Origin of the sequence: Pseudomonas sp. TSRC2-2, assembly GCF_049897785.1 — a bacterium.
In the GTDB taxonomy this organism is placed as follows: Bacteria; Pseudomonadota; Gammaproteobacteria; order Pseudomonadales; family Pseudomonadaceae; genus Aquipseudomonas.
The window spans coordinates 257,100-278,930 of the sequence record NZ_JAFCWZ010000008.1; the positions used below are offsets into that span (position 1 = coordinate 257,100).

Genomic DNA, 21,831 nt, shown 5'->3' on the forward strand with positions numbered 1-21,831 from the left:
TCGTTGGTCAGCAATCGCCACGATTAACGTCACGGGCAGCGCCAGGTCGCGCTGCCCTCAAGCTAAGGTTGAAGATGATGCGGAGCAAGGTGACAGGTGCGCAGCGTTGGGTCGTGAAGATCGGCAGCGCTTTGCTGACAGCTGACGGCAAAGGGCTGGATCGCGCGGCAATGAGTGTCTGGGTCGAGCAAATGGTGGCGCTGCATGAAGCGGGCGTCGAGCTGGTGCTGGTGTCCTCCGGGGCAGTGGCGGCCGGCATGAGTCGCTTGGGCTGGACCGCACGACCCAGTGCCATGCACGAGCTGCAGGCTGCCGCCGCTATCGGTCAGATGGGTTTGGTGCAGGCGTGGGAATCGAGCTTCGCCGAGCATGGCCGGCACACTGCGCAGATTCTCCTGACTCACGATGACCTGTCCGACCGCAAGCGCTATCTCAACGCCCGCAGTACCTTGCGCGCACTGGTCGAACTGAAAGTCATCCCGGTGATCAACGAAAACGACACCGTGGTCACTGACGAAATCCGTTTCGGCGACAACGACACGCTGGCGGCGCTGGTGGCTAACCTGGTCGAAGCGGATCTGCTGGTGATCCTCACCGATCGCGATGGCATGTTCGATGCCGATCCGCGCAACAATCCCGATGCGCAGCTGATTTATGAAGCGCGCGCCGATGATCCGACGCTGGATGCGGTCGCGGGCGGTACCGGCGGTGCGCTGGGGCGTGGCGGTATGCAGACCAAGCTGCGCGCGGCGCGTCTGGCGGCACGCTCCGGTGCGCACACCATCATCGTCGGCGGGCGGCTTGAGCGGGTGCTCGACCGCTTGAAGGCGGGCGAGCGCATTGGCACCTTGCTGTCGCCTGAGCGCGGCATGCTCGCGGCGCGTAAGCAGTGGCTGGCCGGGCATCTGCAAACCCGTGGCACGCTGGTGCTGGATGAGGGGGCGGTGTCGGCGTTGTCCAAGGGCAATAAAAGTCTGCTGCCGGTGGGGGTAAAGCTGGTTCAAGGCAGTTTCCGTCGTGGTGAAATGGTTGTCTGCGTGGCGCCGGATGGTCGTGAGATCGCTCGGGGCCTGGCTAACTACAGCGCGCTGGAAGCGCAAAAAATCATCGGTCAGTCGTCGGATGCGATTGTCGGTTTGCTCGGTTACATGGCGGAGCCGGAACTGGTTCACCGTGACAACCTGATTCTGGTCTAGGGAAAATTCGATGCGTGTAGCGAAAGGATTGTTGGGTCTGCTGATGGCGATGCCGCTGCTGGCCTCGGCCGAGGAGATCGGTCAGGTATCGACGGTGTTCAAGTTCGTCGGGCCGAATGACCGGATCGTGGTCGAGGCATTCGATGATCCGAAAGTTGAGGGCGTGACCTGCTACCTGTCGCGCGCCAAGACTGGCGGTGTGAAGGGTGGTCTGGGTTTGGCCGAAGATCGCGCGGAAGCGTCGATCGCCTGCCGGCAGGTCGGGCCGATCAAGTTCAAGGGCGAGTTGAAGGATGGCGACGAGGTGTTCAAGGAGCGCACCTCGCTGGTATTCAAGACCATGCAGGTCGTGCGTTTCCTCGACAAGAAGCGCAACACGCTGGTGTACCTGGTCTATAGCGATCGCTTGATCGAGGGCAGTCCGCAGAATGCCGTGACAGCGATCCCGATCCTGCCATGGGTGCCTGTGCAGCAATAGCGCCGTAGAGATCAATGTGGGGGCGGCCTTGCTCGCGAAGGGGTCATGTCAGTCGATGAAGATATCAATTGGCCGACTGCATTCGCGAGCAAGCCCGCTCCCACATTTTTTGCGCTGAATTTGTTAAATCACAGGCAATAAAAAACCGACCCTGAGGTCGGTTTTTTAATGACTGCGTCGATTAAGCGGCTTCTTTCAGCGCTTTGACGTGGCCATTCAGACGGCTCTTATGACGAGCAGCCTTGTTCTTGTGGATGATGCCTTTATCGGCCATGCGGTCGATAACTGGCACAGCCAGAACGTATGCAGCTTGAGCTTTTTCAGCGTCTTTTGCGTCAATGGCTTTAACTACATTCTTGATGTAGGTACGAACCATGGAACGCAGGCTGGCGTTGTGGCTGCGACGCTTCTCAGCCTGTTTTGCACGTTTTTTGGCGGAAGGTGAGTTGGCCACCGTCGAGCTCCTCGAAAGACTTTTTAGGAAATAGCAAACAAAATAGGCCGCGAATCATGCCGATGAAGACTTGTCTTGTCAAGGGCACTTGAATCGTTCCGCTAAGTGGTAGGTATAAAGAGGCGGGATATTTATTTCCGGCGCTTGACCTGTAAACTCGCGAGCTTTGGCTCTGTGCTGTTGCGGCGCGGAGTATCGCACAAGTAGGCGCATTGTTCGCCTGCTGTTTATCGACAGGCACAAACTCTCTCAATGAATCTGCTCAAATCGTTGGCCGCCGTCAGCTCTATCACGATGCTTTCCCGGATTCTGGGCTTTGTTCGGGACACGCTGATCGCGCGGACATTCGGCGCCGGGATGGCCACGGACGCCTTCTTTATTGCTTTCAAACTGCCCAACCTGCTGCGGCGGATCTTTGCCGAAGGGGCGTTTTCCCAGGCATTCGTGCCGATTCTTGCCGAGTACAAAAGCCAGCAGGGCGAGGAGGCAACGCGTACTTTTATTGCCTATGTGTCTGGCCTGCTGACATTGGTGCTGGCGATTGTGACCGTGCTGGGCATGATCGCCGCGCCTTGGGTGATCTGGGCCACGGCCCCGGGTTTTACTGATACGCCGGAGAAATTCCAGCTCACCTCCGATCTGTTGCGGGTGACCTTCCCTTATATATTGCTGATCTCGCTGTCGTCGCTGGCCGGTGCGATCCTCAATACCTGGAACCGTTTTTCCGTGCCGGCGTTCGTGCCGACGCTGCTCAACGTCAGCATGATCGTGTTCGCGTTGTTCCTTACGCCGTACTTCGATCCGCCCGTCATGGCCCTTGGCTGGGCGGTGCTGGTCGGTGGTCTGGCGCAGTTGCTCTATCAACTGCCGCACCTGAAGAAGATCGGCATGCTGGTGCTGCCGCGCCTGAACCTGCGCGACAGCGGCGTTTGGCGGGTGATGAAGCAGATGCTGCCGGCGATTCTCGGGGTTTCGGTCAGCCAGATCTCGCTGATCATCAACACGATCTTCGCCTCGTTTCTGGTCGCAGGCTCCGTGTCGTGGATGTATTACGCCGACCGCTTGATGGAGTTGCCCTCGGGGGTATTGGGCGTGGCGCTCGGTACTATTCTGCTGCCGACCCTGGCCAAAACGTACGCCAGTAAGGATCGCCACGAATACTCGCGGATCCTCGACTGGGGGCTGCGCCTGTGCTTTGTGCTGGTACTGCCGTGTGCGCTGGCGCTGGGAATTCTCGCCGAGCCGCTGACCGTATCGTTGTTTCAATACGGCCAGTTCAGCGGTTTCGACGCTGAAATGACCCAGCGTGCGCTGATTGCCTATTCTGTCGGCCTGCTCGGGATTATCGTGATCAAAGTGCTGGCGCCGGGCTTTTATGCGCAACAGAACATCCGTACGCCGGTAAAAATCGCAATCTTCACCTTGGTCTGTACGCAGTTGTTCAACCTGGCGTTGATCGGTCCGCTGGCCCATGCCGGTCTGGCGCTGGCGATCAGTGCCGGTGCTTGCCTGAACGCCGGGCTGCTGTTCTATCAACTGCGCAAGCAGAAGATGTATCAGCCGCAGCCGGGCTGGGGCAGATTCGGCTTCAAACTGGTCGTTGCGGTGGCCGTGATGTCGGCGGTGTTGCTGGCGGGCATGCATTTCATGCCCGCTTGGGATGAGGGGCACATGCTCGAGCGCTTCCTGCGTCTTGGCGCTTTGGTGGTTGCTGGTGTGGTGGCGTATTTCGGTATGTTGCTGTTGCTGGGTTTCCGCCTGCGTGACTTCAATCGCAAGGCCTTGAGCTGAGGTTTCAGCCTTTATCCACAGGCGTGGGCCGGCAGTTTTGTCGGCTCGTTCACTTTGCGTTACGGTGTTGCCTGTCGTCGGCCGTCGGGTGTGGTTATAATCGACCACTTTATGAGCAAGAAGCGCGTTATGCAGCTGGTTCGAGGCCTCCACAACTTGCGCCCCCAGCATCGGGGCTGCGTCGCCACTATTGGCAACTTTGACGGTGTTCACCGTGGTCACCAGGCTATCCTGGCCCGGCTGCGTGAGCGTGCGCTCGAGTTGGGCGTACCCAGCTGCGTGGTGATTTTCGAGCCGCAGCCGCGGGAATTCTTTGCCCCCGATACCGCGCCGGCACGTCTGGCGCGGTTGCGTGACAAGCTGCAATTGCTGGCTGCCGAAGGCGTCGACCGGGTCTTGTGCCTGGCTTTCAACCAGCGCCTGAGCAAGCTCAGCGCCAGTGAGTTCGTCGACACCATCCTTGTCGATGGTCTCGGCGTGCAGCATCTGGAGGTCGGTGACGATTTCCGTTTCGGTTGCGATCGCCTCGGCGATTTTGATTTTCTGCTGCAGGCCGGGCAGATGCACGGTTTCAGCGTTGAAGCCGCGCAAACCGTCGAGCTGGACGGCATTCGCGTCAGCAGCACGCAAGTGCGCAACGCCCTCGCCGCCGCCGATTTTGCCCTGGCCGAACGCTTGCTCGGCCGCCCGTACCGGATCGCCGGTCGTGTGCTGCATGGCCAGAAACTGGCCCGGCAACTGGGTACGCCCACTGCCAATGTGCAACTCAAGCGTCGTCGCGTGCCGTTCACCGGGGTGTATCTGGTGAATGTCGATATCGACGGCAAGACCTGGCCCGGTGTCGCCAATATTGGCGTACGGCCCACGGTACAAGGTGATGGCAAGGCCCACCTCGAAGTCCATCTTTTAGATTTTGCCGGCGATCTGTATGACCGGCGTTTGACGGTGGTTTTCCACCAGAAGCTGCGTGAAGAGCAGCGCTTCGCCTCTCTGGAGGCATTGAAAACGGCGATCAATGCGGATGTCGCCACCGCCCGTGCACTAGCCGCACCTAGCGCCCATCGCTAATGAAGAGCCTTAAATGACCGACTATAAAGCCACGCTAAACCTTCCGGACACCGCCTTCCCAATGAAGGCCGGCCTGCCACAGCGCGAACCGCAGATCCTGCAGCGCTGGGACAGTATTGGCCTGTACGGAAAGTTGCGCGAGATTGGCAAGGATCGTCCGAAGTTCGTTCTGCATGACGGCCCTCCGTATGCCAACGGCACGATCCACATCGGTCACGCACTGAACAAGATTCTCAAGGACATGATCATCCGCTCGAAAACCCTGTCGGGCTTCGACGCGCCGTATGTTCCGGGCTGGGACTGCCACGGCCTGCCGATCGAACACAAGGTTGAAGTGACCCACGGCAAGAACCTGGGCGCAGACAAGACCCGCGAACTGTGCCGTGCCTACGCCACCGAGCAGATCGAAGGGCAGAAGTCCGAGTTCATTCGTCTCGGCGTGCTGGGCGACTTCGCCAATCCGTACAAGACGATGGATTTCAAGAACGAAGCCGGTGAGATCCGCGCCCTCGCCGAAATCGTCAAGGGCGGTTTCGTCTTCAAGGGCCTCAAGCCGGTGAACTGGTGCTTCGATTGCGGCTCGGCGCTGGCTGAAGCGGAAGTCGAGTACGAGAACAAGAAGTCCTCGACCATCGACGTCGCTTTTCCGATCGCTGACGAAGCCAAACTGGCTGCCGCGTTCGGCCTGCCGTCGCTGAGCAAACCTGCCGCGATCGTGATCTGGACCACCACCCCGTGGACCATCCCGGCCAACCAGGCGCTGAACGTGCACCCGGAATTCAACTACGCGCTGGTGGATACCGGCGACAAGTTGCTGGTACTGGCTGAGGAACTGGTTGAAGCGTGCCTGACCCGCTATGGCATCGAAGGCTCGGTCATCGCCACCACCACCGGTAAACAACTGGAGCTGATCAACTTCCGTCACCCGTTTTACGACCGTCTGTCGCCGGTGTACCTGGCTGACTACGTCGAACTGGGCGCTGGCACCGGCGTGGTTCACTCCGCCCCGGCCTACGGCGTGGACGACTTCGTGACCTGCAAGAAATACGGCATGGTCAACGACGACATCCTCAACCCGGTACAGAGCAACGGCGTGTACGTGCCGTCGCTGGAATTCTTCGGCGGTCAGTTCATCTGGAAGGCCAACCCGGCGATCGTCGACAAGCTGACCGAAGTCGGTGCGCTGATGCACACCACGGTCATCGAGCACAGCTACATGCACTGCTGGCGCCACAAGACTCCGCTGATCTACCGCGCCACCGCGCAGTGGTTCATCGGCATGGACAAAGAGCCCACCAGTGGCGACACCCTGCGCGTGCGCTCGCTCAAAGCCATCGAAGACACCACATTTGTTCCGGCCTGGGGCCAGGCGCGTCTGCACTCGATGATCGCCAACCGTCCGGACTGGTGCATCTCGCGTCAGCGCAACTGGGGCGTGCCGATCCCGTTCTTCCTCAACAAGGAAAGCGGCGAGCTGCACCCACGCACTGTCGAGCTGATGGAAGAAGTGGCCAAGCGCGTCCAAGTCGAAGGCATCGAAGCCTGGTTCAAGCTCGACGCCGCCGAACTGCTCGGTGATGAAGCGCCGCAGTACGACAAGATCAGCGACACCCTCGACGTCTGGTTCGACTCGGGTACCACGCACTGGCACGTCCTGCGCGGTTCGCACCCGATGGGTCACGAGACCGGCCCACGTGCCGACCTGTACCTGGAAGGCTCGGACCAGCACCGTGGCTGGTTCCACTCGTCCTTGCTGACCGGTTGCGCCATCGACAATCACGCGCCGTACCGCGAACTGCTGACCCACGGTTTCACCGTCGACGAAGCCGGGCGCAAGATGTCCAAGTCGCTGGGCAACGTGATCGCGCCGCAGAAAGTCAACGACACCCTGGGCGCCGACATCATGCGTCTGTGGGTCGCTTCGACCGACTACTCCGGCGAAATGGCGGTATCCGACCAGATCCTGCAACGTAGCGCCGACGCCTATCGTCGTATCCGTAACACCGCGCGCTTCCTGCTTTCCAACCTGACCGGTTTCAACCCGGCCACCGACCTGCTGCCGGCCGAAGACATGCTGGCGCTGGATCGCTGGGCGGTGGATCGCACGCTGCTGCTGCAACGCGAGTTGCAAGAGCACTACGGCGAATACCGTTTCTGGAACGTCTACTCGAAGATCCACAACTTCTGCGTGCAGGAGCTGGGCGGTTTCTACCTCGACATCATCAAGGACCGCCAGTACACCACCGGCGCCGACAGCAAGGCCCGTCGCTCGTGCCAGACCGCGCTGTTCCACATCTCCGAGGCGCTGGTGCGCTGGATCGCGCCGATCCTCGCCTTCACTGCTGACGAACTGTGGCAATACCTGCCGGGCGAGCGTAACGAGTCGGTCATGCTCAACACCTGGTACGAAGGTCTGACCGAACTGCCGGAAGGCTTCGAGCTGGGTCGCGCCTACTGGGATCGCATCATGGAAGTGAAAGTCGCGGTCAACAAAGAGATGGAAATCCAGCGCGCGGCGAAAGCCGTCGGTGGCAACCTGCAGGCCGAAGTGACGCTGTTTGCCGAAGAGGCGCTGAGCGCCGATCTGGCCAAGCTGAGCAACGAGCTGCGCTTCGTGTTGATCACCTCGACCGCCAGTGTTGCGCCATTTGTTCAGGCTCCGGCGGACGCGGTCGCCACCGAAGTCAGCGGTCTGAAACTGAAGATCGTCAAGTCGGCATTCCCGAAATGTGCGCGTTGCTGGCATTGCCGCGAAGACGTCGGCGTGAACCCGGAACATCCGGAAATCTGCGGACGTTGCGTCGACAACATCAGCGGCGCTGGCGAGGTTCGCCACTATGCCTAATGCCGTTGGCCGTTTCGGACGGCTGAGCTGGCTGTGGTTGAGCTTGCTGGTCCTGGTCATAGACCAAGCCAGCAAGTTCTACTTCGAAAGCAAACTCGAAATGTTCCAGCAGATCGTGATCATTCCCGATCTGTTCAGCTGGACACTGGCCTACAACACCGGCGCTGCCTTCAGTTTCCTCGCCGACAGCTCCGGCTGGCAGCGCTGGCTGTTTGCCCTGATCGCGATTGTCGTCAGTGCCGTGCTGGTGGTCTGGCTCAAGCGCCTGGGCCGCGATGACACCTGGCTGGCCATCGCGCTGGCCCTGGTATTGGGCGGCGCGCTGGGGAATCTGTATGACCGCGTTGCCCTGGGCCATGTGATCGACTTCATTCTGGTGCACTGGCAGAACAGCTGGTATTTCCCGGCGTTCAACGTTGCCGACAGTGCAATTACGGTTGGCGCGATCATGCTGGCGCTGGACATGTTCAAATCGAAAAAAACCGAAGAGACCGCTCATGACTGATCCGCTATCGACTGAGCAACGCATCGGCCAGAACACCGAAGTCACCTTGCACTTTGCCTTGCGCCTGGAAAACGGCGACACCGTCGACAGCACCTTCGACAAGGCGCCGGCGACCTTCAAGGTCGGTGACGGCAACCTGCTTCCGGGTTTCGAAGCCGCGCTGTTCGGCTTCAAGGCCGGCGACAAGCGCACCCTGACCGTCGAGCCGGAAAACGCTTTTGGTCAGCCGAACCCGCAGAACGTGCAGACCATCCCGCGCTCGCAGTTCACCGACATGGAGTTGTCACCGGGCTTGCTGGTGATCTTCAACGATGCGGCCAATACTGAATTGCCGGGCGTGGTAAAAGAGTTCGACGACGCGCAAGTGACCGTTGACTTCAACCACCCGCTGTCCGGCAAGACATTGACCTTTGACGTGGAAATCATTTCAGTCAAAGCGCTATAACTGACCGCACGTGGTCAAAAATGTGGGAGCGGGCTTGCTCGCGAATGCTGACTGACATTCAAAATTGAGTTGTCTGACACACCGCTTTCGCGAGCAAGCCCGCTCCCACATTAGATTTTTGCTGTTTTTGAGCATAGTGCTCGAACAGCAGGACGTACCTATATTTCGCGCGCAAGACACGAGGCACAGCATGCAAATCAAACTCGCCAACCCCCGTGGCTTCTGCGCCGGTGTGGACCGGGCGATCGAAATCGTAAACCGCGCCCTGGAAGTCTTCGGGCCGCCGATCTATGTGCGTCATGAAGTGGTGCACAACAAGTTCGTCGTCGAAGATCTGCGCAGCCGTGGCGCGATTTTCGTCGAAGAGCTCGATCAGGTGCCCGATGACGTAATCGTCATCTTCAGCGCCCACGGTGTTTCGCAAGCCGTGCGCAACGAAGCCGCCGGTCGTGGCTTGAAAGTATTCGATGCAACCTGCCCGCTGGTCACCAAGGTGCACATCGAAGTCGCCAAATACAGCCGTGACGGTCGCGAGTGCATCCTGATCGGCCACGCCGGTCACCCGGAAGTCGAAGGCACCATGGGCCAGTACGATGCCAGCAACGGCGGCGCGATCTACCTCGTCGAAGACGAGAAAGATGTCGCCGAGTTGCAGGTGCGCAACCCGGACAAACTCGCCTTCGTCACCCAGACAACCTTGTCGATGGATGACACCAGTCGCGTTATCGATGCGCTGCGCACTCGCTTCCCGGCGATCGGTGGCCCGCGCAAGGACGATATCTGCTACGCCACGCAGAACCGTCAGGATGCCGTCAAGCAACTGGCCGACGAGTGTGATGTGGTACTGGTGGTTGGCAGCCCGAACAGCTCCAACTCCAACCGTCTGCGTGAACTGGCTGAGCGCATGGCGACCCCGGCCTACCTGATTGACGGTGCCGAAGACCTGCAACAGAGCTGGTTCGACGGCGTCGAGCGTATCGGCATCACCGCTGGCGCCTCGGCACCGGAAGTGCTGGTGCGTGGCGTGATCCAGCAATTGCAGGCCTGGGGCGCGACCGGTGCAGACGAACTGGCCGGTCGTGAAGAGAACATCACGTTCTCGATGCCGAAAGAGCTGCGCGTCCGTTCAATCTGAGGTTTCTGCTTCTGTCGCACAACGCCTGTTCGGTCTCCTGACTGTTCAGGCGCACGCGACCGGTCGCCGCCAACACGATCTGGCGCTGGCTGACGGGTGCGCGCGGCGAGCAGATGTGTATCGTCCCCGCCTGGAATCGCCGTCCCGGCATCAGCGGCTGCCCCAGATGACTGAACCGCACGTAGCGGCTTACCCACCAGTTGCCGACAATCGGCACCTTCGCCTCACTGGCGCGCTCAACCAGCAGCGGGTTGCTGCTGTCCTGCGGCCCCTTGCCGCTGATATCCAGAATGATGCGCCAGCCCTGACTCCAGTCACCGTCGATGCCATGGATCACCACGACTTGATTGTGGGTCATAGCCAGTGTTCGAGCGTGGCGGATACCTTCGAGCAGCGACTGCGCGGCATGATCGCGTTGAGTCGCTTGCGTGAGCGCGGCGAACGCCGGGCTGACCAGCAGCAGAACAATTGCGGCAATCGCCAGTCCCATAAGCAGTTCAATCAGGCTGAAACCGTGTTGGGGCATGAAACATCCCTCCTTGGAATGGTATGAGCGGCGCAATCCGTGCGCCGCGCAGGGCAAATCAGTCGGCGCGTGCCGAGCGAATGTTCTAGCGTGTAGAAGCAGGTATAGCCGACGGCAACGGAGGGCATCGATGGATCTTCGTACAAAAGGTTTCACGCTGGTCGAGTTGCTGGTCGCCATCGCGGTGTTCCTGGTGCTGATCACGTTGGCGGTGCCGGCCTTTACCCGTACGATCCAGAGCAGCAAGGCGGATACCGAAGTCGGCGACTTGCAGCGCGCAATAAATTTCGCCCGGCTCGAAGCCATCAACCGTGGCGTGACCACGCGTCTGCGCCCGACCGCTGGCGGCAGTGTCTGGACCGGTGAGCTGGCGGTCTATGACAGTACTGGCAATCCGGCCAATGTGTTGCGGGTTGTTCCAGCAATGAGCAGTGGCGCGACTCTGACGCTACCCTCAGGAGTGACCGCACTGGATTTCAATAGTCTCGGCGGCTTGGCGGCGCCGTCGACGGCGGTGGCCATCGGTTACACGCTGGGCACGCAAAGCAGGACGCTGAACGTGTGTTTGAACGGACGCATTCAACTGGGTGGAAATTGCGGATGAGGGCAGGGAGCAAAAACCCACAGGAGGGCATGACGCTGATCGAAGTGCTCGTCGCGTTACTGATTCTGACCGTTGGGCTGTTGGGCGCGGCAGCGGTGCAACTCAATGCGCTGAAGTACACTGACAGTTCACGGATGACCAGTCAGGCGAGCTTCATTGCCTATGACATGATGGACCGCATTCGCGCCAACTCCGGCGCTAACTACACCGTTACCCCACCAACCTCGGGCAATCTCAGTGTTGCGCGGGATCAGGATCTCTACGACTTCACCAGCAATATCGCAAGCTTCGGCGGCCCGACCGCGACGGGCAGCATCACCCTCAATCAACGGGTCTATACCATCACAATTACCTGGAGCGATGCTCGCGCGGCCAACGCTGCCAGCGCCCAGCGCAGTTTCGTGCTGACCAGCCGTGCGGCGGTCGACCCGGTGGCGACGCCATGAAGCACGCCAACCGCGGTTTCGGCCTGATCGAATTGCTGATCGCGTTGGCGTTGGGGCTGATCGTCGTGCTAGGTGTGGTGCAGATCTTCATCGCCGCGAAAAACACCTACGTCAGTCAGAACAGCGCCGCAGCAATGCAGGAAGACGCGCGTTTCGTTCTCAGCAAGATGATTCAGGAAATCCGTATGGTCGGCATGTTCGGATGTCTCGGCACCATCACTGATTCGAGCAGCGCGGGCGATTTCAACACAGCGCAGCTCATTCCGATCGACTGGGATAACGCCAATCTCAAATTGACCCTGGTCACTGCCGATGTCGGCAGCGGCGGGGGGACACCAACGTGGACGGTGATCTCCGATTGTCGCAACAGCGCGGTCGCCTACAGCGGGTTGCGCAGCCCGACCACGGGGCAAATTGCTTTCCCGATCCGGCGCCTGATCTACAGTTTCAGCAATAACCAAATCCTCATGGGCACTGGCAGCGGCAATCCGGCGCAGCAAGTGCTGGTGAACAACGTCAGCGCCTTCAACGTCACGTTCGGCCTGGCCAGCTCGGCGACCGAAGTCGCAGCCTCAACCTACAGCAGTAACCCCGCCGATCCCGCGCGCATCCGCAGTGTGCGCCTGAGCCTGACCCTCACCGACCCGAACAACCGGGTGCGCAACCAAACCTTCAACGTGGTTGCGGCATTGCGCAACCGCTTGCAATGAGGGGGTGATGATGAGGATTTGCTTGCAACAACGTCAGGCACAGCGCGGCATGGTCTTGTTGGTCAGTCTGGTGTTCCTGCTGTTGCTTACCTTGATCGGATTGTCCTCAATGCAAAGCGCCAACCTGCAGGAAAAAATGGCCGGTAGCGTCAGCCTGCGCAATCAATCATTTCAGGCGGCCGAAGCGGCGCTGCGTGTTGGTGAGAGCGCTGTGCAACTGGACAGCTACTCTCTGGCGGTGTGCAGCGGCACGACTCAATGTTTGCCGCCGGCGGAATCGTCAGTGATCAATGCGGCCGGCTTCAATTCAGCTTCCGGGGTGACCTGGATCGCCGCCGGTAACGGTTTTTACGGAGTGCAAAACATCGGCACGACCCTGACCGCGGTGAACGTACCTACCAACACCTCGGCGACCTTGTATCGAGTCACTGCGGTCGGCATCGCCGGCAATTCGCGTAGCGTGGTGGAGAGTGTCTATGCGAAGTATTGAGCGCGGCGTGTCGCTGCTGATCGGCATGCTGCTGAGTTTCTATCTGGCGGCGCCGGCCTGGGCATTCACGCCGTCCGATTCACCGCTGCTGAGCGCGGCAGCGGTGGCGCCAAACGTGATGCTGCTGATCGACGATTCGGGGAGTATGAACAGCATCATTTACGCCACCGAGTTCAACCCGAACGTCAACCGCACGCCCGCCCGGCAGTGCAATGCTTTCCTCGGACTGTGCTCTGCACTCAATGCGCCGCAGATTACCGGCGACACGGTGTTTCTATCGAGCCTGCCAACCTCGGGTTGCTCGGGAGGCGCCTATGCGTTCTACAACAACAGTGTGGCGCCGTTGTGCCTCAAGCTCCCCGACCCCGTAGGCAACGAAAACACCCGGTATTCCGCCAATTACATTTCTTACATTGTCGGCCTGGCTAACAGCAACGGAACCCGCGACTTCACCACCGGGGCGATCCCCAACGATTACCGGATGAACGTGGCGCGCAACGTTTCCACTGCACTGGTGAGCAGCAATCGCACCTTGCGCATGGGCCTGTCGACGTTCAATCCGGCCACCAGCAGCAACCCGGGCAACGGCGGGTTTATCGCTCGCTCGATCACCGATTTGTCACCAGTCGCGGGCAGCGTCACCCAGGCCCAGGCAGACACCAACTACAACGCGCTGATTTCATCGATCAACGGCTTGAATGCGGTGGCCAACACGCCGTTAGCCGAGAGCTATTACGAAGTCACTCGCTACATGCGCGGCCTGGCGCCTTACTACAACGGCACGCCAGCGACCTACACCAGCCCGATTCAATATCGCTGCCAGAAAAACTACGGCGTGGTGATTACCGATGGCTTGCCGACCTATGACCGTACCTTCCCGACCAACGATCCGCTGGGAGGCGGTCGGTTACCGAACTGGGATGGCGTGAATAACGATGGCGACAACCTCAGTGGTGACGGTGAAGGCGACACGCTTTATCTGGATGACATTGCCAAATTCGCCTTCGACATCGACATGCGCTCGACCGGTACCGACGCCGCCGGCAATAGCTGGAACGCCGTGGATTTTCCCAGGCAGTACATGAACACCTACACCGTGGGTTTCGCTGCGGATAACGACATGCTGTCCGACGCCGCCAGTTATGGGCAGGGCAGGTATTACCAGGCGACCGACAGTTCCGGGCTCAATGCGGCGTTGTCGTCGGCATTGAGCGATATCACTTCCAAAGCCGGCTCTGGTGGTGCCGGCGCTGCCAGCAGCAGCACGTTGACCAGTGGCAGCAGTTTTTACCAGACAACCTACGATCCCAAGGATTGGCGCGGCACGATCAGGTCGTTCGGCTTTACCTCGACCGGCACGGTAAATACCTCGACGGCGCAATGGTCGACCGACACCACCATCGTGCCCTCTGCCACCGCGCCGACTTTCCAGTCCTGGAACACGTTGAGCAATACGCCAATTGCTCTGGCATTCGGCAGCTTTTCCCCAGCCCAGCAGAACACACTGAATCAGGGCTTGCCCACCGGCATCAGCGGCACTGAACTGGTGGAGTGGAGCAAAGGCACCAACAAGACCGGGCTCAAAGTTCGCAGTGCGCTGCTCGGCGACATCATCAATTCGCCGCTGGTGCTCGCGTCGCCTTCGGACAAGACCGCATCTGATCTGACGGGTGACAGCAGTTACACCAACTACCTGACTACCAAGGCTGCGAACATGAATACTAGCCTGGTGGTGAACGCCAACGACGGTTTCGTCAATGTGATCAATTCGGCGAACGGCACGCGCCGTTACGCTTATATGCCCTCCAGTGTGCTGCCTTCGTTGCGTCTGATCGCGGACACCAACTACGTCAACGGCGTCAGCCACAAGTTTCTGGTGGACGGTCAGGTCGGCGTGTTCGATGCGCAGGCAGGCACCACCTGGAAAACCCTGGCCATTGGCGGAACGGGGGCTGGCGGTAAAACGTTTTATGGACTGCAACTGTTCGATGCCTCGGCAGGCAACGTGATCAAGGCACAGTGGGAAGTCAGTGCGCCGGCCACGGCCAACACGTCGAATGCTTTCAATGATCTGGGTTACGCCTACGCGCGTCCGGAAGTGGCACGCTTGGCCAATGGTCGCTGGGCGACATTCATTGCCAATGGCTACGGCAGCCATTCGGGGGTTGCAGCGTTGTATGTGCTGGATGCGCTGGATGGTTCACTGATCAGAAAAATCGTCGTCGACAGCACGGAGACCAGCAACGGTCTGTCCTCTGTGGAACTCAGGGTCAATTCCTTGAACGTAGTGCAGGCTGCCTACGGTGGAGACCTGAAAGGACGCATGTGGAAATTCGACTTGAGCGCACCCGGGGCAGAAAGCTGGGGCGTGGCGTTCGCCGGCAAGCCTTTGTTCACCGCCCCGGGCGGGGCAACGCAGCCGATTACCGCGCAACCGCTGCTGGCGGATAACCCACAGGGCGGCAAACAGGTGTTCTTTGGCACCGGCAAGTTCAACGAAACTGCCGACAAGACCAACAAGGATCTGCAGGCGTTCTATTCGATCTGGGATGCAGAAGGTGGGGCCGGGCAAATCACCGTCAGCAGTTTGCAGGCCCAGGCAATTACCGGTTCGTTCTCCGGCAGTTCCGGGCAGTTCCTGACCACCAGCCAGAATGAAACGACCTATCCGGGAGAGAAAGGCTGGTATCTGCCGCTGGTGTATAACAACGTGCTGACCGGTGAACGCGTGATCAATCAGGCCAGTATCGTGTTGGGGCGCGTTGTTTTTACCACTGCCAGCGTCGATACCACCGACCCTTGTTCGAGCTTTGGTACGGGCAGACTGGTCGAACTCGATGCGTTCAACGGTAAGATGCTCAACTACGCCGTGATCGACACAACCGGCGACCGTTTGGTCGACAGCAATGACACGATATCCAGTGGTGTGATTTTTACCAGCGGCAATCCGACCCTGAACTTCATTTCCGCTAACGGCGAGCGCAAGGGCACGATTGACACCAGCGGCGCGATCACGGTCATTGTGGAAAAGGGCGGCGGCGGAAGCCGTCGTATCATGTGGCGACAAATCCAGTAAGCGAGAATTTGAGGCATGCGCAGATCCAGCCGAGGTTTTACCCTGATCGAGATCATGATCGTCATCGCGATTATCGGGATCATCCTCACCATCAGCATCCCCAGCTACAACGAATACGTGAAGAAGGGCCGTCGCGCCGAAGTGGTCTCGCTGCTCTCGGAGCAGGCGCAGACCCTTGAGCGTTTCTACACCCGTAACAATGCCTACACCGGCGTCACTGGACTGAGCACGGGCAATGATTTCTACACCATCACCCCAACGCTGACGGACCAGACCTTTGTGCTCACCGCGACGCGTAAAACCGGCTCGGCGATGGTGACCGACAAGTGCGGGGATTTCACCCTGACCAATACCGGCGTGCGAAGCATGAACAACGCGACCACCGGAGTGACCGCCAAGGATTGCTGGGGCCGCTGACGCATTCTTTTTCGGGTGCCCTTTGCGCCCACTGTCTTTTTTACGGTTGGATCAAACATGACCAGGCAACAGCAAGTGGTGATTGTCGGTGGCGGAGTGATTGGCCTGCTCACCGCCTACAATCTTGCCTCCGAAATGCGCAGCGTAGTGCTGCTGGATCGCACGAATGTCGGCCAGGAATCGTCCTGGGCTGGTGGCGGTATCGTGTCGCCGTTGTACCCGTGGCGCTACAGCCCGGCAGTCACCGCGCTGGCGCATTGGTCGCAGGATTTTTATCCACAGCTCGGCGAGCGCTTGTTTGCCGACACCGGGGTTGATCCTGAAGTGCACACCACCGGCCTGTACTGGCTGGATCTGGACGATGAAGCCGACGCACTGGCCTGGGCCGAGCGGGAAAACCGGCCGTTGCGGGCTGTGGATATCTCGGCGGCGCATGACTCGGTGCCGGTGCTCGGCAGCGGTTTCAGCCGGGCGATCTACATGGCCGATGTCGCCAATGTGCGCAATCCACGGCTGGTCAAATCGCTGAAAGCCGCGTTGCTGGCGCTGCCCAATGTCACGATTCATGAGCAATGCGAAGTTGCAGGCTTCGTCCGCGAGGGCGAGCGCGTGGTCGGCGTGCAGACTCCGACAGGCGTAATCAACGGCGACCAGATTGTCCTGACGGCGGGGGCGTGGAGCGGTGATCTACTGAAGACGCTGAGCCTGACGCTGCCGGTCGAGCCGGTCAAAGGCCAGATGATTCTCTACAAGTGCGCGGCTGATTTCCTGCCGAGCATGGTGCTGGCCAAGGGGCGTTATGCGATCCCGCGTCGCGACGGTCACATTTTGATCGGCAGCACGCTGGAGCATGAAGGCTACGACAAGACCCCAACCGATGCAGCGTTGGAAAGCCTCAAGGCCTCGGCGATCGAATTGTTGCCGGCGCTGGCGGATGCCGAAGTGGTCGGGCACTGGGCCGGGCTGCGGCCGGGGTCGCCGGAAGGCGTTCCCTTTATTGGTCGGGTGCCGGGTTTCGAGGGGTTGTGGCTGAACTGCGGGCATTATCGCAATGGGCTGGTGTTGGCGCCGGCGTCGTGTCAGTTGTTTGCCGATGTGATGTTGGGTCGTTCGCCAATTATTGATCCGAAGCCGTATGCACCTGAGGGCCGCATCTAAAGCAAGACCAAAAGATCGCAGCCTTCGGCAGCTCCTACATTGAAATGCGTACCCGTAGGGGCTGCCGAAGGCTGCGATCTTTTGCGATCTAATCCAGACCCAACTTCTTCAGCCGATAGCGCATCGACCGAAAAGAAAGGCTCAACCGCTGCGCCGCCGCTGTGCGGTTCCAGCGGGTTTCCTCCAGCGCCTGCAAAATCAGTTTGCGTTCGACGCTCTCCAGATAATCCTCGAGATTGTCGATCTGCGTCAGATCGGCCAATGCGCCATCCGCCGAGCAATTGCCCTCGCTCAAACGCAGATCCTGCGCCTCGATCATGCGGTTTTCGCACAAAGTGTGCGCACGTTCGAGCACGTTCTCCAACTCGCGCACATTGCCGGGAAAGCGATAGTTCTTCAGCGCCTCCAGCGCTTGCGGGTGCAGGCGCGCTTCGGGTTGTCCGGTGTCTTTGGCCAGGCGCTTGAGCACGTGCATGGCAAGCGCCTCGATGTCGTCGCGGCGTTCGCGCAGGGACGGCACGCGCAGTTCGATGACGTTGAGCCGGTAATACAGATCCTGGCGGAAACGCTCGGCCGAAACTTCGGCTTCAAGGTCTTTGTGCGTGGCGCAAAGGATGCGCACGTCGACGACCGTCTCCTGCTGCCCGCCGACGCTGCGCACGGCTTTTTCCTGAATTGCCCGCAGTAGTTTCACCTGCATCGACAGTGGCAGATCGGCAACTTCATCGAGAAACAGAGTGCCGCCATGGGCCGCCTGGAACAGCCCCGGCTTGTCCTCGACGGCACCGGTGAAACTGCCTTTGCGGTGACCGAAGAATTCGCTTTCCATCAGCTCCGACGGAATCGCCCCGCAGTTCACCGGCACAAATGGCTGGCCAGCTCGCGGGCCCTGTTCATGGATCAAACGGGCGACCAGCTCCTTGCCACTGCCGGATTCACCGCTGATGTACACCGGCGCCTGACTGCGCGCGAGCTTGTCGATCTGCTTGCGCAGATTGGCCATCGGCGGCGAGTCGCCCAGCAGCCGTCGTTCGATTGCCGTGCCCAGGCCACCCGCTGTCGGCATGCGCAGGGCCGAACTGACCAATTCGCGTAGACGCGGCAGCTCCACCGGTTTGGTGAGGAAATCGAACGCCCCGGCTTTCAGCGCATTGATGGCCGTTTCCAGGTTTCCGTATGCGGTGATCATCGCCACTGGCAGATGCGGATCGCGTTGCTGGATGTGTTGCACCAGATCCAGCCCGGTGCCGTCGGGCAGGCGCATGTCGGTCAGGCACAGGTCAAAGTGCTCGCGCTGTAACAGCGCCTGGGCCTCGCCCAGATTGCGTGCGCTGAAGGTCTCGAGTTTCATCCGTCCCAGGGTGATTTCCAGGAGCTCGCGGATATCCGGTTCGTCGTCGACGATAAGAATTTTTTGCCGTGGGCTTGTATTCAACTTTGTTTCCGTCCGTGAGCAAAGGTGATGCGAAAGCAGCCGCCGCCTTGGCGTGATTTGAAGTCTAGGCGTGCCTGGTTGCTTTCGCACAGCTCACGGGACAGATAAAGGCCAAGACCGGTGCCCTGGCTGCTGGTGGTGAAGAACGGTTCAAAGAGATGCGCCTGTTCATCGGCCGACACGCCGGGACCGTTGTCCTGCACTTCGAGCACTGCCAATTGGCTGTCGGGGTCGACGAACAGGGCCAGCCAGACTTCGGCCAGTTCGTGCAGTTGGGCACTGTGCCGCCAGGCGTTGCGTATCAGGTTGTCGAGAATCTGCCGCAGCTGGTTGGGATCCATCAGTGTGGTGAAGTCTCCGGAATTGATCCGCAGATGAATATGCTGGCGCTCGGTGGCCTGCTCGCGGGTTTCGGCGACGAAGTTTTCCAGCCACGGCTTGAGATCCAGCCGTTGCGGTGCGCTTTGCTGGCGGCGGGACAGTTGCAGGACGTTTTCGATGACTCGATTCATGCGCTGGGAGTGGTCTTGAATAATCTGCGTCAGACGCCGATCTGCACTATCGAGTTCCTCGGACTCGGCCAGCAGCTGCGCGGCATGACTGATCGCGCCCAGTGGATTGCGAATTTCGTGAGAGATGCCGGCGGTCAAACGCCCGAGGGCAGCGAGTTTGAGTTGCTGCGCCTGTTGGGTGATTTGCGCCAGATCTTCGAGAAACACCAGCGTCTGCTGGTTCGGGCTCTGCTCAAGAGCGATGAAGCTAGGCTGCAATTCCAGGCCAATGTCGGGGATCTTCAGGCTCTGCGGGCGCAAGGTCGGGTTGTTGCGCCACATTTGCAGGCGATCGACCAGCGCGGGGGAATACTCGTCGATCAAATGTCCTTGCAGGTGGCTATGGCCGAGGAGGCTCTGCGCACTGTGATTGGCCAGTTGCACCCGGCGTTGTTCGTCCAGCACCAGAATGCCGGTGCGCATGCGTTGCAGGATCAGCGCATTGAGCGCTTCCAGGCCGACTACTTCGCTGGCGCGTTGTTCGGCCAGGGTTTCGCTGACCTCCAATCGGCGAATCAGCCCCTGCACCAACAATGAGGCGGCGAAGCACAGCGCGCCGAGGGTGCCGGCTTGCAGGTAGGCGTTGGCGCTGAGGGGCTGGCTGAGACCCAGCAGAAAGCTCAGGCCGACAATGCCAATCGCCGCGATGGCGGCAATCAGCAGGCCGATGCGCCTGCGCAGCAACGTGTTGCTGATCGCCACCGAGACGACCAGCAAGTTGCCCAGCGCACTGACGACGCCGCCGGCCGCGTAGAACAGGCCGCACAACAGCAGCACATCGACGAGGGCCAGGCCGAACAGTTGCGCCGGGCGGCGGGTGCTTTCGAGGAACACCACCAGCAGCATGTTGATGATCAGGTAAAGCCAACTGCCGCCGCGCAGCAAATCGTCGTTGGCCGACGTCAGCAGGCGGTTGTCCATGTTGCTGGAGATCAGCAGCACCAGGGTGATGCCGACACTCAATCGGTACAGGTGATAAAGGCGCAGCAGACGCTGAGCCTGTTTCTGGTCGGCTTGGGCGGCCTCAGCGACCACTGGCGCCCGGGCCTTGCTCGAGATGAGCCTGGCTGCAATACCATTGTTGCTGGTCGCCCAGCGCGCGGTCGCGCGGCAAATGCACGCCGCAGTGGGCGCAGCGCACCATCGGCGGGGCGTCCTGTTCGCGCGGCGTTTGAGTGGACGAGGCGGGGGCCTTGAATTTGCGCCAGAGCCAGATGGCGGCGAAGATCAGGGCAATCCAGAACAATAAACGAAGCATGATGAGCGGCTTTTCGACTGATGATCCGGCAGTTTAGCCAAGGACCGGATCAGCGCCCAGCCAATTAAAGCGCGGCAATAAAAAAGGGAGATCCGCAGATCTCCCTTTGTTGTTCAACCGATGTAATCAGTCGAACACGCCGAAGGTCATGTAGCTGAACCACGAGCGATCGGTGTCGCTGGATTCCGGCTCTGGCTCTTCGATCACGTCGCCATTCTCGTCTTTAGGCTTGAGCTCGTTCGGGATCGCATCTTTCGCTTCCTGGAACTGCTTCTGCACGTCCTGGTTGGCGCGGGTTTCGCCCGGCGGCAGCGGTGGACGCGATTCGATCAGGCCCAAAGTCGCCTTGCTCAGGAACGAACGGTTGTCGGCTTCGGCCACGCGTGGCACGAACTGGCCGTCCTGCAGACTCGAGTGGTCCGGGTAGTTGAGCTTGAGGGTTTCCAGGCTGGTGGCCGCCAGATCGTCGAGGTGCAGACGCTGGTAGGCTTCGGTCATCACCGCCAGGCCGTCGCCGACCGATGGGGTTTCCTGGAAGTTCTCCACCACGTATTTGCCACGGTTGGCAGCGGCTACATAAGCCTGACGGGTCAGGTAGTAGTCAGCGACGTGGATTTCGTAGGCGGCCAGCAGGTTGCGCAGGTAGATCATGCGCTGCTTGGCGTCCGGCGCGTAGCGGCTGTTCGGGTAGCGGCTGGTCAGTTGCGCGAACTCGTTGTACGAGTCACGGGCGGCGCCCGGGTCGCGCTTGGTCATGTCCAGCGGCAGGAAGCGCGCCAGCAGGCCGACGTCCTGGTCGAACGAGGTCAGACCCTTGAGGTAGTACGCGTAATCCACGTTCGGATGCTGCGGATGCAAACGAATGAAACGCTCGGCGGCAGACTTTGCAGCTTCCGGCTCGGCGTTCTTGTAGTTGGCGTAGATCAACTCCAGCTGAGCCTGATCGGCGTAGCGACCGAACGGATAACGCGATTCCAGGGCCTTCAGCTTGGCTGTGGCGCTGGTGTAGCTGTTGTTGTCCAGATCAGTCTGAGCCTGCTGATACAGCTCGGCTTCGCTGAGGTTTTCGTCTACGACTTCCTTCGATGAGCAAGCAGCGGTCAATGCGAGGATGGCGATCAGCAGCAGGTGTTTCACTTGCATGGCGGCTTGCGTCCCTATGACGGCCGCTGTCTTGGGCGGGGCCGTCCTGTTATGATGAGCGCCCCGTTGAAAAGCCTCGGGGCAAAAGACGCCGTATTTA

At 60.0% G+C, this 21,831-nt stretch carries 21 protein-coding genes; 15 read left to right on the plus strand and 6 right to left on the minus strand.

Going from position 1 to position 21,831, the window contains the following annotated elements:
* The first annotated feature begins 77 nt into the window (after positions 1 to 77).
* Positions 78 to 1,196 (plus strand): glutamate 5-kinase, encoded by a 1,119-nt coding sequence (gene proB, locus ACP7D9_RS18165; protein WP_039761700.1) that lies wholly within the window; start codon positions 78 to 80, stop codon positions 1,194 to 1,196.
* 10 nt (positions 1,197 to 1,206) lie between these two features.
* On the plus strand, positions 1,207 to 1,674 hold the full coding sequence (locus ACP7D9_RS18170) for a CreA family protein (RefSeq protein WP_039761698.1): 468 nt from the start codon (positions 1,207 to 1,209) through the stop codon (positions 1,672 to 1,674).
* Between the two features lie 181 nt (positions 1,675 to 1,855).
* Here the strand turns inward: ACP7D9_RS18170 and rpsT are convergent, their stop codons facing one another.
* Positions 1,856 to 2,128 carry a 30S ribosomal protein S20 gene (gene rpsT / locus ACP7D9_RS18175; RefSeq protein ID WP_003228351.1) on the minus strand — a complete coding sequence of 91 codons (273 nt, stop codon included), beginning with the start codon at positions 2,126 to 2,128 and terminating at the stop codon, positions 1,856 to 1,858.
* A 252-nt stretch (positions 2,129 to 2,380) separates the two neighbouring features.
* Here rpsT and murJ point away from each other — a divergent pair, with 252 nt between their 5' ends.
* The 6 genes from murJ (at position 2,381) to ispH (ending at position 9,917) form a co-directional block, all read left to right on the plus strand.
* Positions 2,381 to 3,919 (plus strand): murein biosynthesis integral membrane protein MurJ, encoded by a 1,539-nt coding sequence (murJ, locus tag ACP7D9_RS18180; protein WP_101157567.1) that lies wholly within the window; start codon positions 2,381 to 2,383, stop codon positions 3,917 to 3,919.
* 129 nt (positions 3,920 to 4,048) lie between these two features.
* On the plus strand, positions 4,049 to 4,987 hold the full coding sequence (ribF, locus tag ACP7D9_RS18185; protein ID WP_178081160.1) for a bifunctional riboflavin kinase/FAD synthetase: 939 nt from the start codon (positions 4,049 to 4,051) through the stop codon (positions 4,985 to 4,987).
* A gap of 13 nt (positions 4,988 to 5,000) precedes the next feature.
* Positions 5,001 to 7,832, plus strand: a complete 2,832-nt coding sequence (ileS, locus tag ACP7D9_RS18190) for an isoleucine--tRNA ligase (RefSeq protein ID WP_426158950.1) — start codon at positions 5,001 to 5,003, stop codon at positions 7,830 to 7,832.
* Positions 7,825 to 8,337 (plus strand): signal peptidase II, encoded by a 513-nt coding sequence (lspA, locus tag ACP7D9_RS18195; RefSeq protein WP_426158952.1) that lies wholly within the window; start codon positions 7,825 to 7,827, stop codon positions 8,335 to 8,337. The genes ileS and lspA overlap by 8 nt, the downstream gene beginning before the upstream one ends.
* Entirely contained in the window at positions 8,330 to 8,782 is a 453-nt protein-coding gene (gene fkpB / locus ACP7D9_RS18200; protein WP_101157575.1) for an FKBP-type peptidyl-prolyl cis-trans isomerase, read from the plus strand. The genes lspA and fkpB overlap by 8 nt, the downstream gene beginning before the upstream one ends.
* Positions 8,783 to 8,972: 190 nt before the next feature.
* The gene (gene ispH, locus ACP7D9_RS18205) at positions 8,973 to 9,917 is read left to right on the plus strand and encodes a 4-hydroxy-3-methylbut-2-enyl diphosphate reductase (protein ID WP_313005357.1); all 945 of its coding nucleotides are present in this window, start codon (positions 8,973 to 8,975) and stop codon (positions 9,915 to 9,917) included.
* On the opposite strand, the gene ACP7D9_RS18210 is transcribed toward ispH, so the two are convergent.
* Positions 9,874 to 10,443, minus strand: coding sequence for a GspH/FimT family pseudopilin (locus ACP7D9_RS18210; RefSeq protein ID WP_101157577.1), 570 nt, complete (start codon positions 10,441 to 10,443; stop codon positions 9,874 to 9,876). The genes ispH and ACP7D9_RS18210 overlap by 44 nt on opposite strands.
* A 130-nt stretch (positions 10,444 to 10,573) precedes the next feature.
* Here ACP7D9_RS18210 and ACP7D9_RS18215 point away from each other — a divergent pair, with 130 nt between their 5' ends.
* The 7 genes from ACP7D9_RS18215 to thiO are packed head-to-tail and all read left to right on the plus strand — an operon-like array spanning position 10,574 to position 17,344.
* Positions 10,574 to 11,047, plus strand: coding sequence for a GspH/FimT family pseudopilin (locus tag ACP7D9_RS18215; protein ID WP_426158955.1), 474 nt, complete (start codon positions 10,574 to 10,576; stop codon positions 11,045 to 11,047).
* Positions 11,044 to 11,493 carry a type IV pilus modification protein PilV gene (gene pilV, locus ACP7D9_RS18220; RefSeq protein WP_426158957.1) on the plus strand — a complete coding sequence of 150 codons (450 nt, stop codon included), beginning with the start codon at positions 11,044 to 11,046 and terminating at the stop codon, positions 11,491 to 11,493. Before ACP7D9_RS18215 ends, pilV begins: the two co-directional genes overlap by 4 nt.
* On the plus strand, positions 11,490 to 12,203 hold the full coding sequence (locus tag ACP7D9_RS18225; RefSeq protein ID WP_313005352.1) for a PilW family protein: 714 nt from the start codon (positions 11,490 to 11,492) through the stop codon (positions 12,201 to 12,203). Before pilV ends, ACP7D9_RS18225 begins: the two co-directional genes overlap by 4 nt.
* A 10-nt stretch (positions 12,204 to 12,213) precedes the next feature.
* Positions 12,214 to 12,693: a pilus assembly PilX family protein gene (locus ACP7D9_RS18230; RefSeq protein WP_101157679.1), complete on the plus strand. Its 480-nt coding sequence runs from the start codon at positions 12,214 to 12,216 to the stop codon at positions 12,691 to 12,693.
* Entirely contained in the window at positions 12,680 to 15,769 is a 3,090-nt protein-coding gene (locus tag ACP7D9_RS18235; protein ID WP_426158959.1) for a pilus assembly protein, read from the plus strand. The genes ACP7D9_RS18230 and ACP7D9_RS18235 overlap by 14 nt, the downstream gene beginning before the upstream one ends.
* A gap of 15 nt (positions 15,770 to 15,784) precedes the next feature.
* Positions 15,785 to 16,186, plus strand: coding sequence for a type IV pilin protein (locus tag ACP7D9_RS18240; RefSeq protein WP_426158961.1), 402 nt, complete (start codon positions 15,785 to 15,787; stop codon positions 16,184 to 16,186).
* A 57-nt stretch (positions 16,187 to 16,243) separates the two neighbouring features.
* Complete coding sequence (gene thiO / locus ACP7D9_RS18245) at positions 16,244 to 17,344, plus strand: glycine oxidase ThiO (protein ID WP_426158963.1); 1,101 nt, start codon at positions 16,244 to 16,246, stop codon at positions 17,342 to 17,344.
* 88 nt (positions 17,345 to 17,432) lie between these two features.
* Here thiO and ACP7D9_RS18250 read toward each other — a convergent pair whose 3' ends face one another.
* From ACP7D9_RS18250 to ACP7D9_RS18265, 4 genes are all read right to left on the minus strand, one after another.
* A complete protein-coding gene (locus ACP7D9_RS18250) occupies positions 17,433 to 18,779 on the minus strand; it encodes a sigma-54-dependent transcriptional regulator (protein ID WP_426158965.1) in 1,347 nt (448 codons plus the stop codon).
* Positions 18,776 to 20,365: a sensor histidine kinase gene (locus tag ACP7D9_RS18255; protein WP_313005342.1), complete on the minus strand. Its 1,590-nt coding sequence runs from the start codon at positions 20,363 to 20,365 to the stop codon at positions 18,776 to 18,778. Before ACP7D9_RS18255 ends, ACP7D9_RS18250 begins: the two co-directional genes overlap by 4 nt.
* Positions 20,355 to 20,588: a PP0621 family protein gene (locus ACP7D9_RS18260; protein WP_426158967.1), complete on the minus strand. Its 234-nt coding sequence runs from the start codon at positions 20,586 to 20,588 to the stop codon at positions 20,355 to 20,357. Before ACP7D9_RS18260 ends, ACP7D9_RS18255 begins: the two co-directional genes overlap by 11 nt.
* A 126-nt stretch (positions 20,589 to 20,714) precedes the next feature.
* The gene (locus tag ACP7D9_RS18265) at positions 20,715 to 21,731 is read right to left on the minus strand and encodes an outer membrane protein assembly factor BamD (protein ID WP_101157596.1); all 1,017 of its coding nucleotides are present in this window, start codon (positions 21,729 to 21,731) and stop codon (positions 20,715 to 20,717) included.
* Positions 21,732 to 21,831 lie beyond the last annotated feature (100 nt).

What these genes read in the sequence shown, in the direction of transcription:
- proB (WP_039761700.1), top strand. Translation starts at nt 78, where the DNA reads ATGCGGAGCAAGGTGACAGGTGCGCAGCGTTGGGTCGTGAAGATCGGC.
- ACP7D9_RS18170 (WP_039761698.1), top strand. Translation starts at nt 1,207, where the DNA reads ATGCGTGTAGCGAAAGGATTGTTGGGTCTGCTGATGGCGATGCCGCTG.
- murJ (WP_101157567.1), top strand. Translation starts at nt 2,381, where the DNA reads ATGAATCTGCTCAAATCGTTGGCCGCCGTCAGCTCTATCACGATGCTT.
- ribF (WP_178081160.1), top strand. Translation starts at nt 4,049, where the DNA reads ATGCAGCTGGTTCGAGGCCTCCACAACTTGCGCCCCCAGCATCGGGGC.
- ileS (WP_426158950.1), top strand. Translation starts at nt 5,001, where the DNA reads ATGACCGACTATAAAGCCACGCTAAACCTTCCGGACACCGCCTTCCCA.
- lspA (WP_426158952.1), top strand. Translation starts at nt 7,825, where the DNA reads ATGCCTAATGCCGTTGGCCGTTTCGGACGGCTGAGCTGGCTGTGGTTG.
- fkpB (WP_101157575.1), top strand. Translation starts at nt 8,330, where the DNA reads ATGACTGATCCGCTATCGACTGAGCAACGCATCGGCCAGAACACCGAA.
- ispH (WP_313005357.1), top strand. Translation starts at nt 8,973, where the DNA reads ATGCAAATCAAACTCGCCAACCCCCGTGGCTTCTGCGCCGGTGTGGAC.
- ACP7D9_RS18210 (WP_101157577.1), bottom strand. Translation starts at nt 10,443, where the DNA reads ATGCCCCAACACGGTTTCAGCCTGATTGAACTGCTTATGGGACTGGCG.
- ACP7D9_RS18215 (WP_426158955.1), top strand. Translation starts at nt 10,574, where the DNA reads ATGGATCTTCGTACAAAAGGTTTCACGCTGGTCGAGTTGCTGGTCGCC.
- pilV (WP_426158957.1), top strand. Translation starts at nt 11,044, where the DNA reads ATGAGGGCAGGGAGCAAAAACCCACAGGAGGGCATGACGCTGATCGAA.
- ACP7D9_RS18225 (WP_313005352.1), top strand. Translation starts at nt 11,490, where the DNA reads ATGAAGCACGCCAACCGCGGTTTCGGCCTGATCGAATTGCTGATCGCG.
- ACP7D9_RS18230 (WP_101157679.1), top strand. Translation starts at nt 12,214, where the DNA reads ATGAGGATTTGCTTGCAACAACGTCAGGCACAGCGCGGCATGGTCTTG.
- ACP7D9_RS18235 (WP_426158959.1), top strand. Translation starts at nt 12,680, where the DNA reads ATGCGAAGTATTGAGCGCGGCGTGTCGCTGCTGATCGGCATGCTGCTG.
- ACP7D9_RS18240 (WP_426158961.1), top strand. Translation starts at nt 15,785, where the DNA reads ATGCGCAGATCCAGCCGAGGTTTTACCCTGATCGAGATCATGATCGTC.
- thiO (WP_426158963.1), top strand. Translation starts at nt 16,244, where the DNA reads ATGACCAGGCAACAGCAAGTGGTGATTGTCGGTGGCGGAGTGATTGGC.
- ACP7D9_RS18260 (WP_426158967.1), bottom strand. Translation starts at nt 20,588, where the DNA reads ATGCTTCGTTTATTGTTCTGGATTGCCCTGATCTTCGCCGCCATCTGG.
- ACP7D9_RS18265 (WP_101157596.1), bottom strand. Translation starts at nt 21,731, where the DNA reads ATGCAAGTGAAACACCTGCTGCTGATCGCCATCCTCGCATTGACCGCT.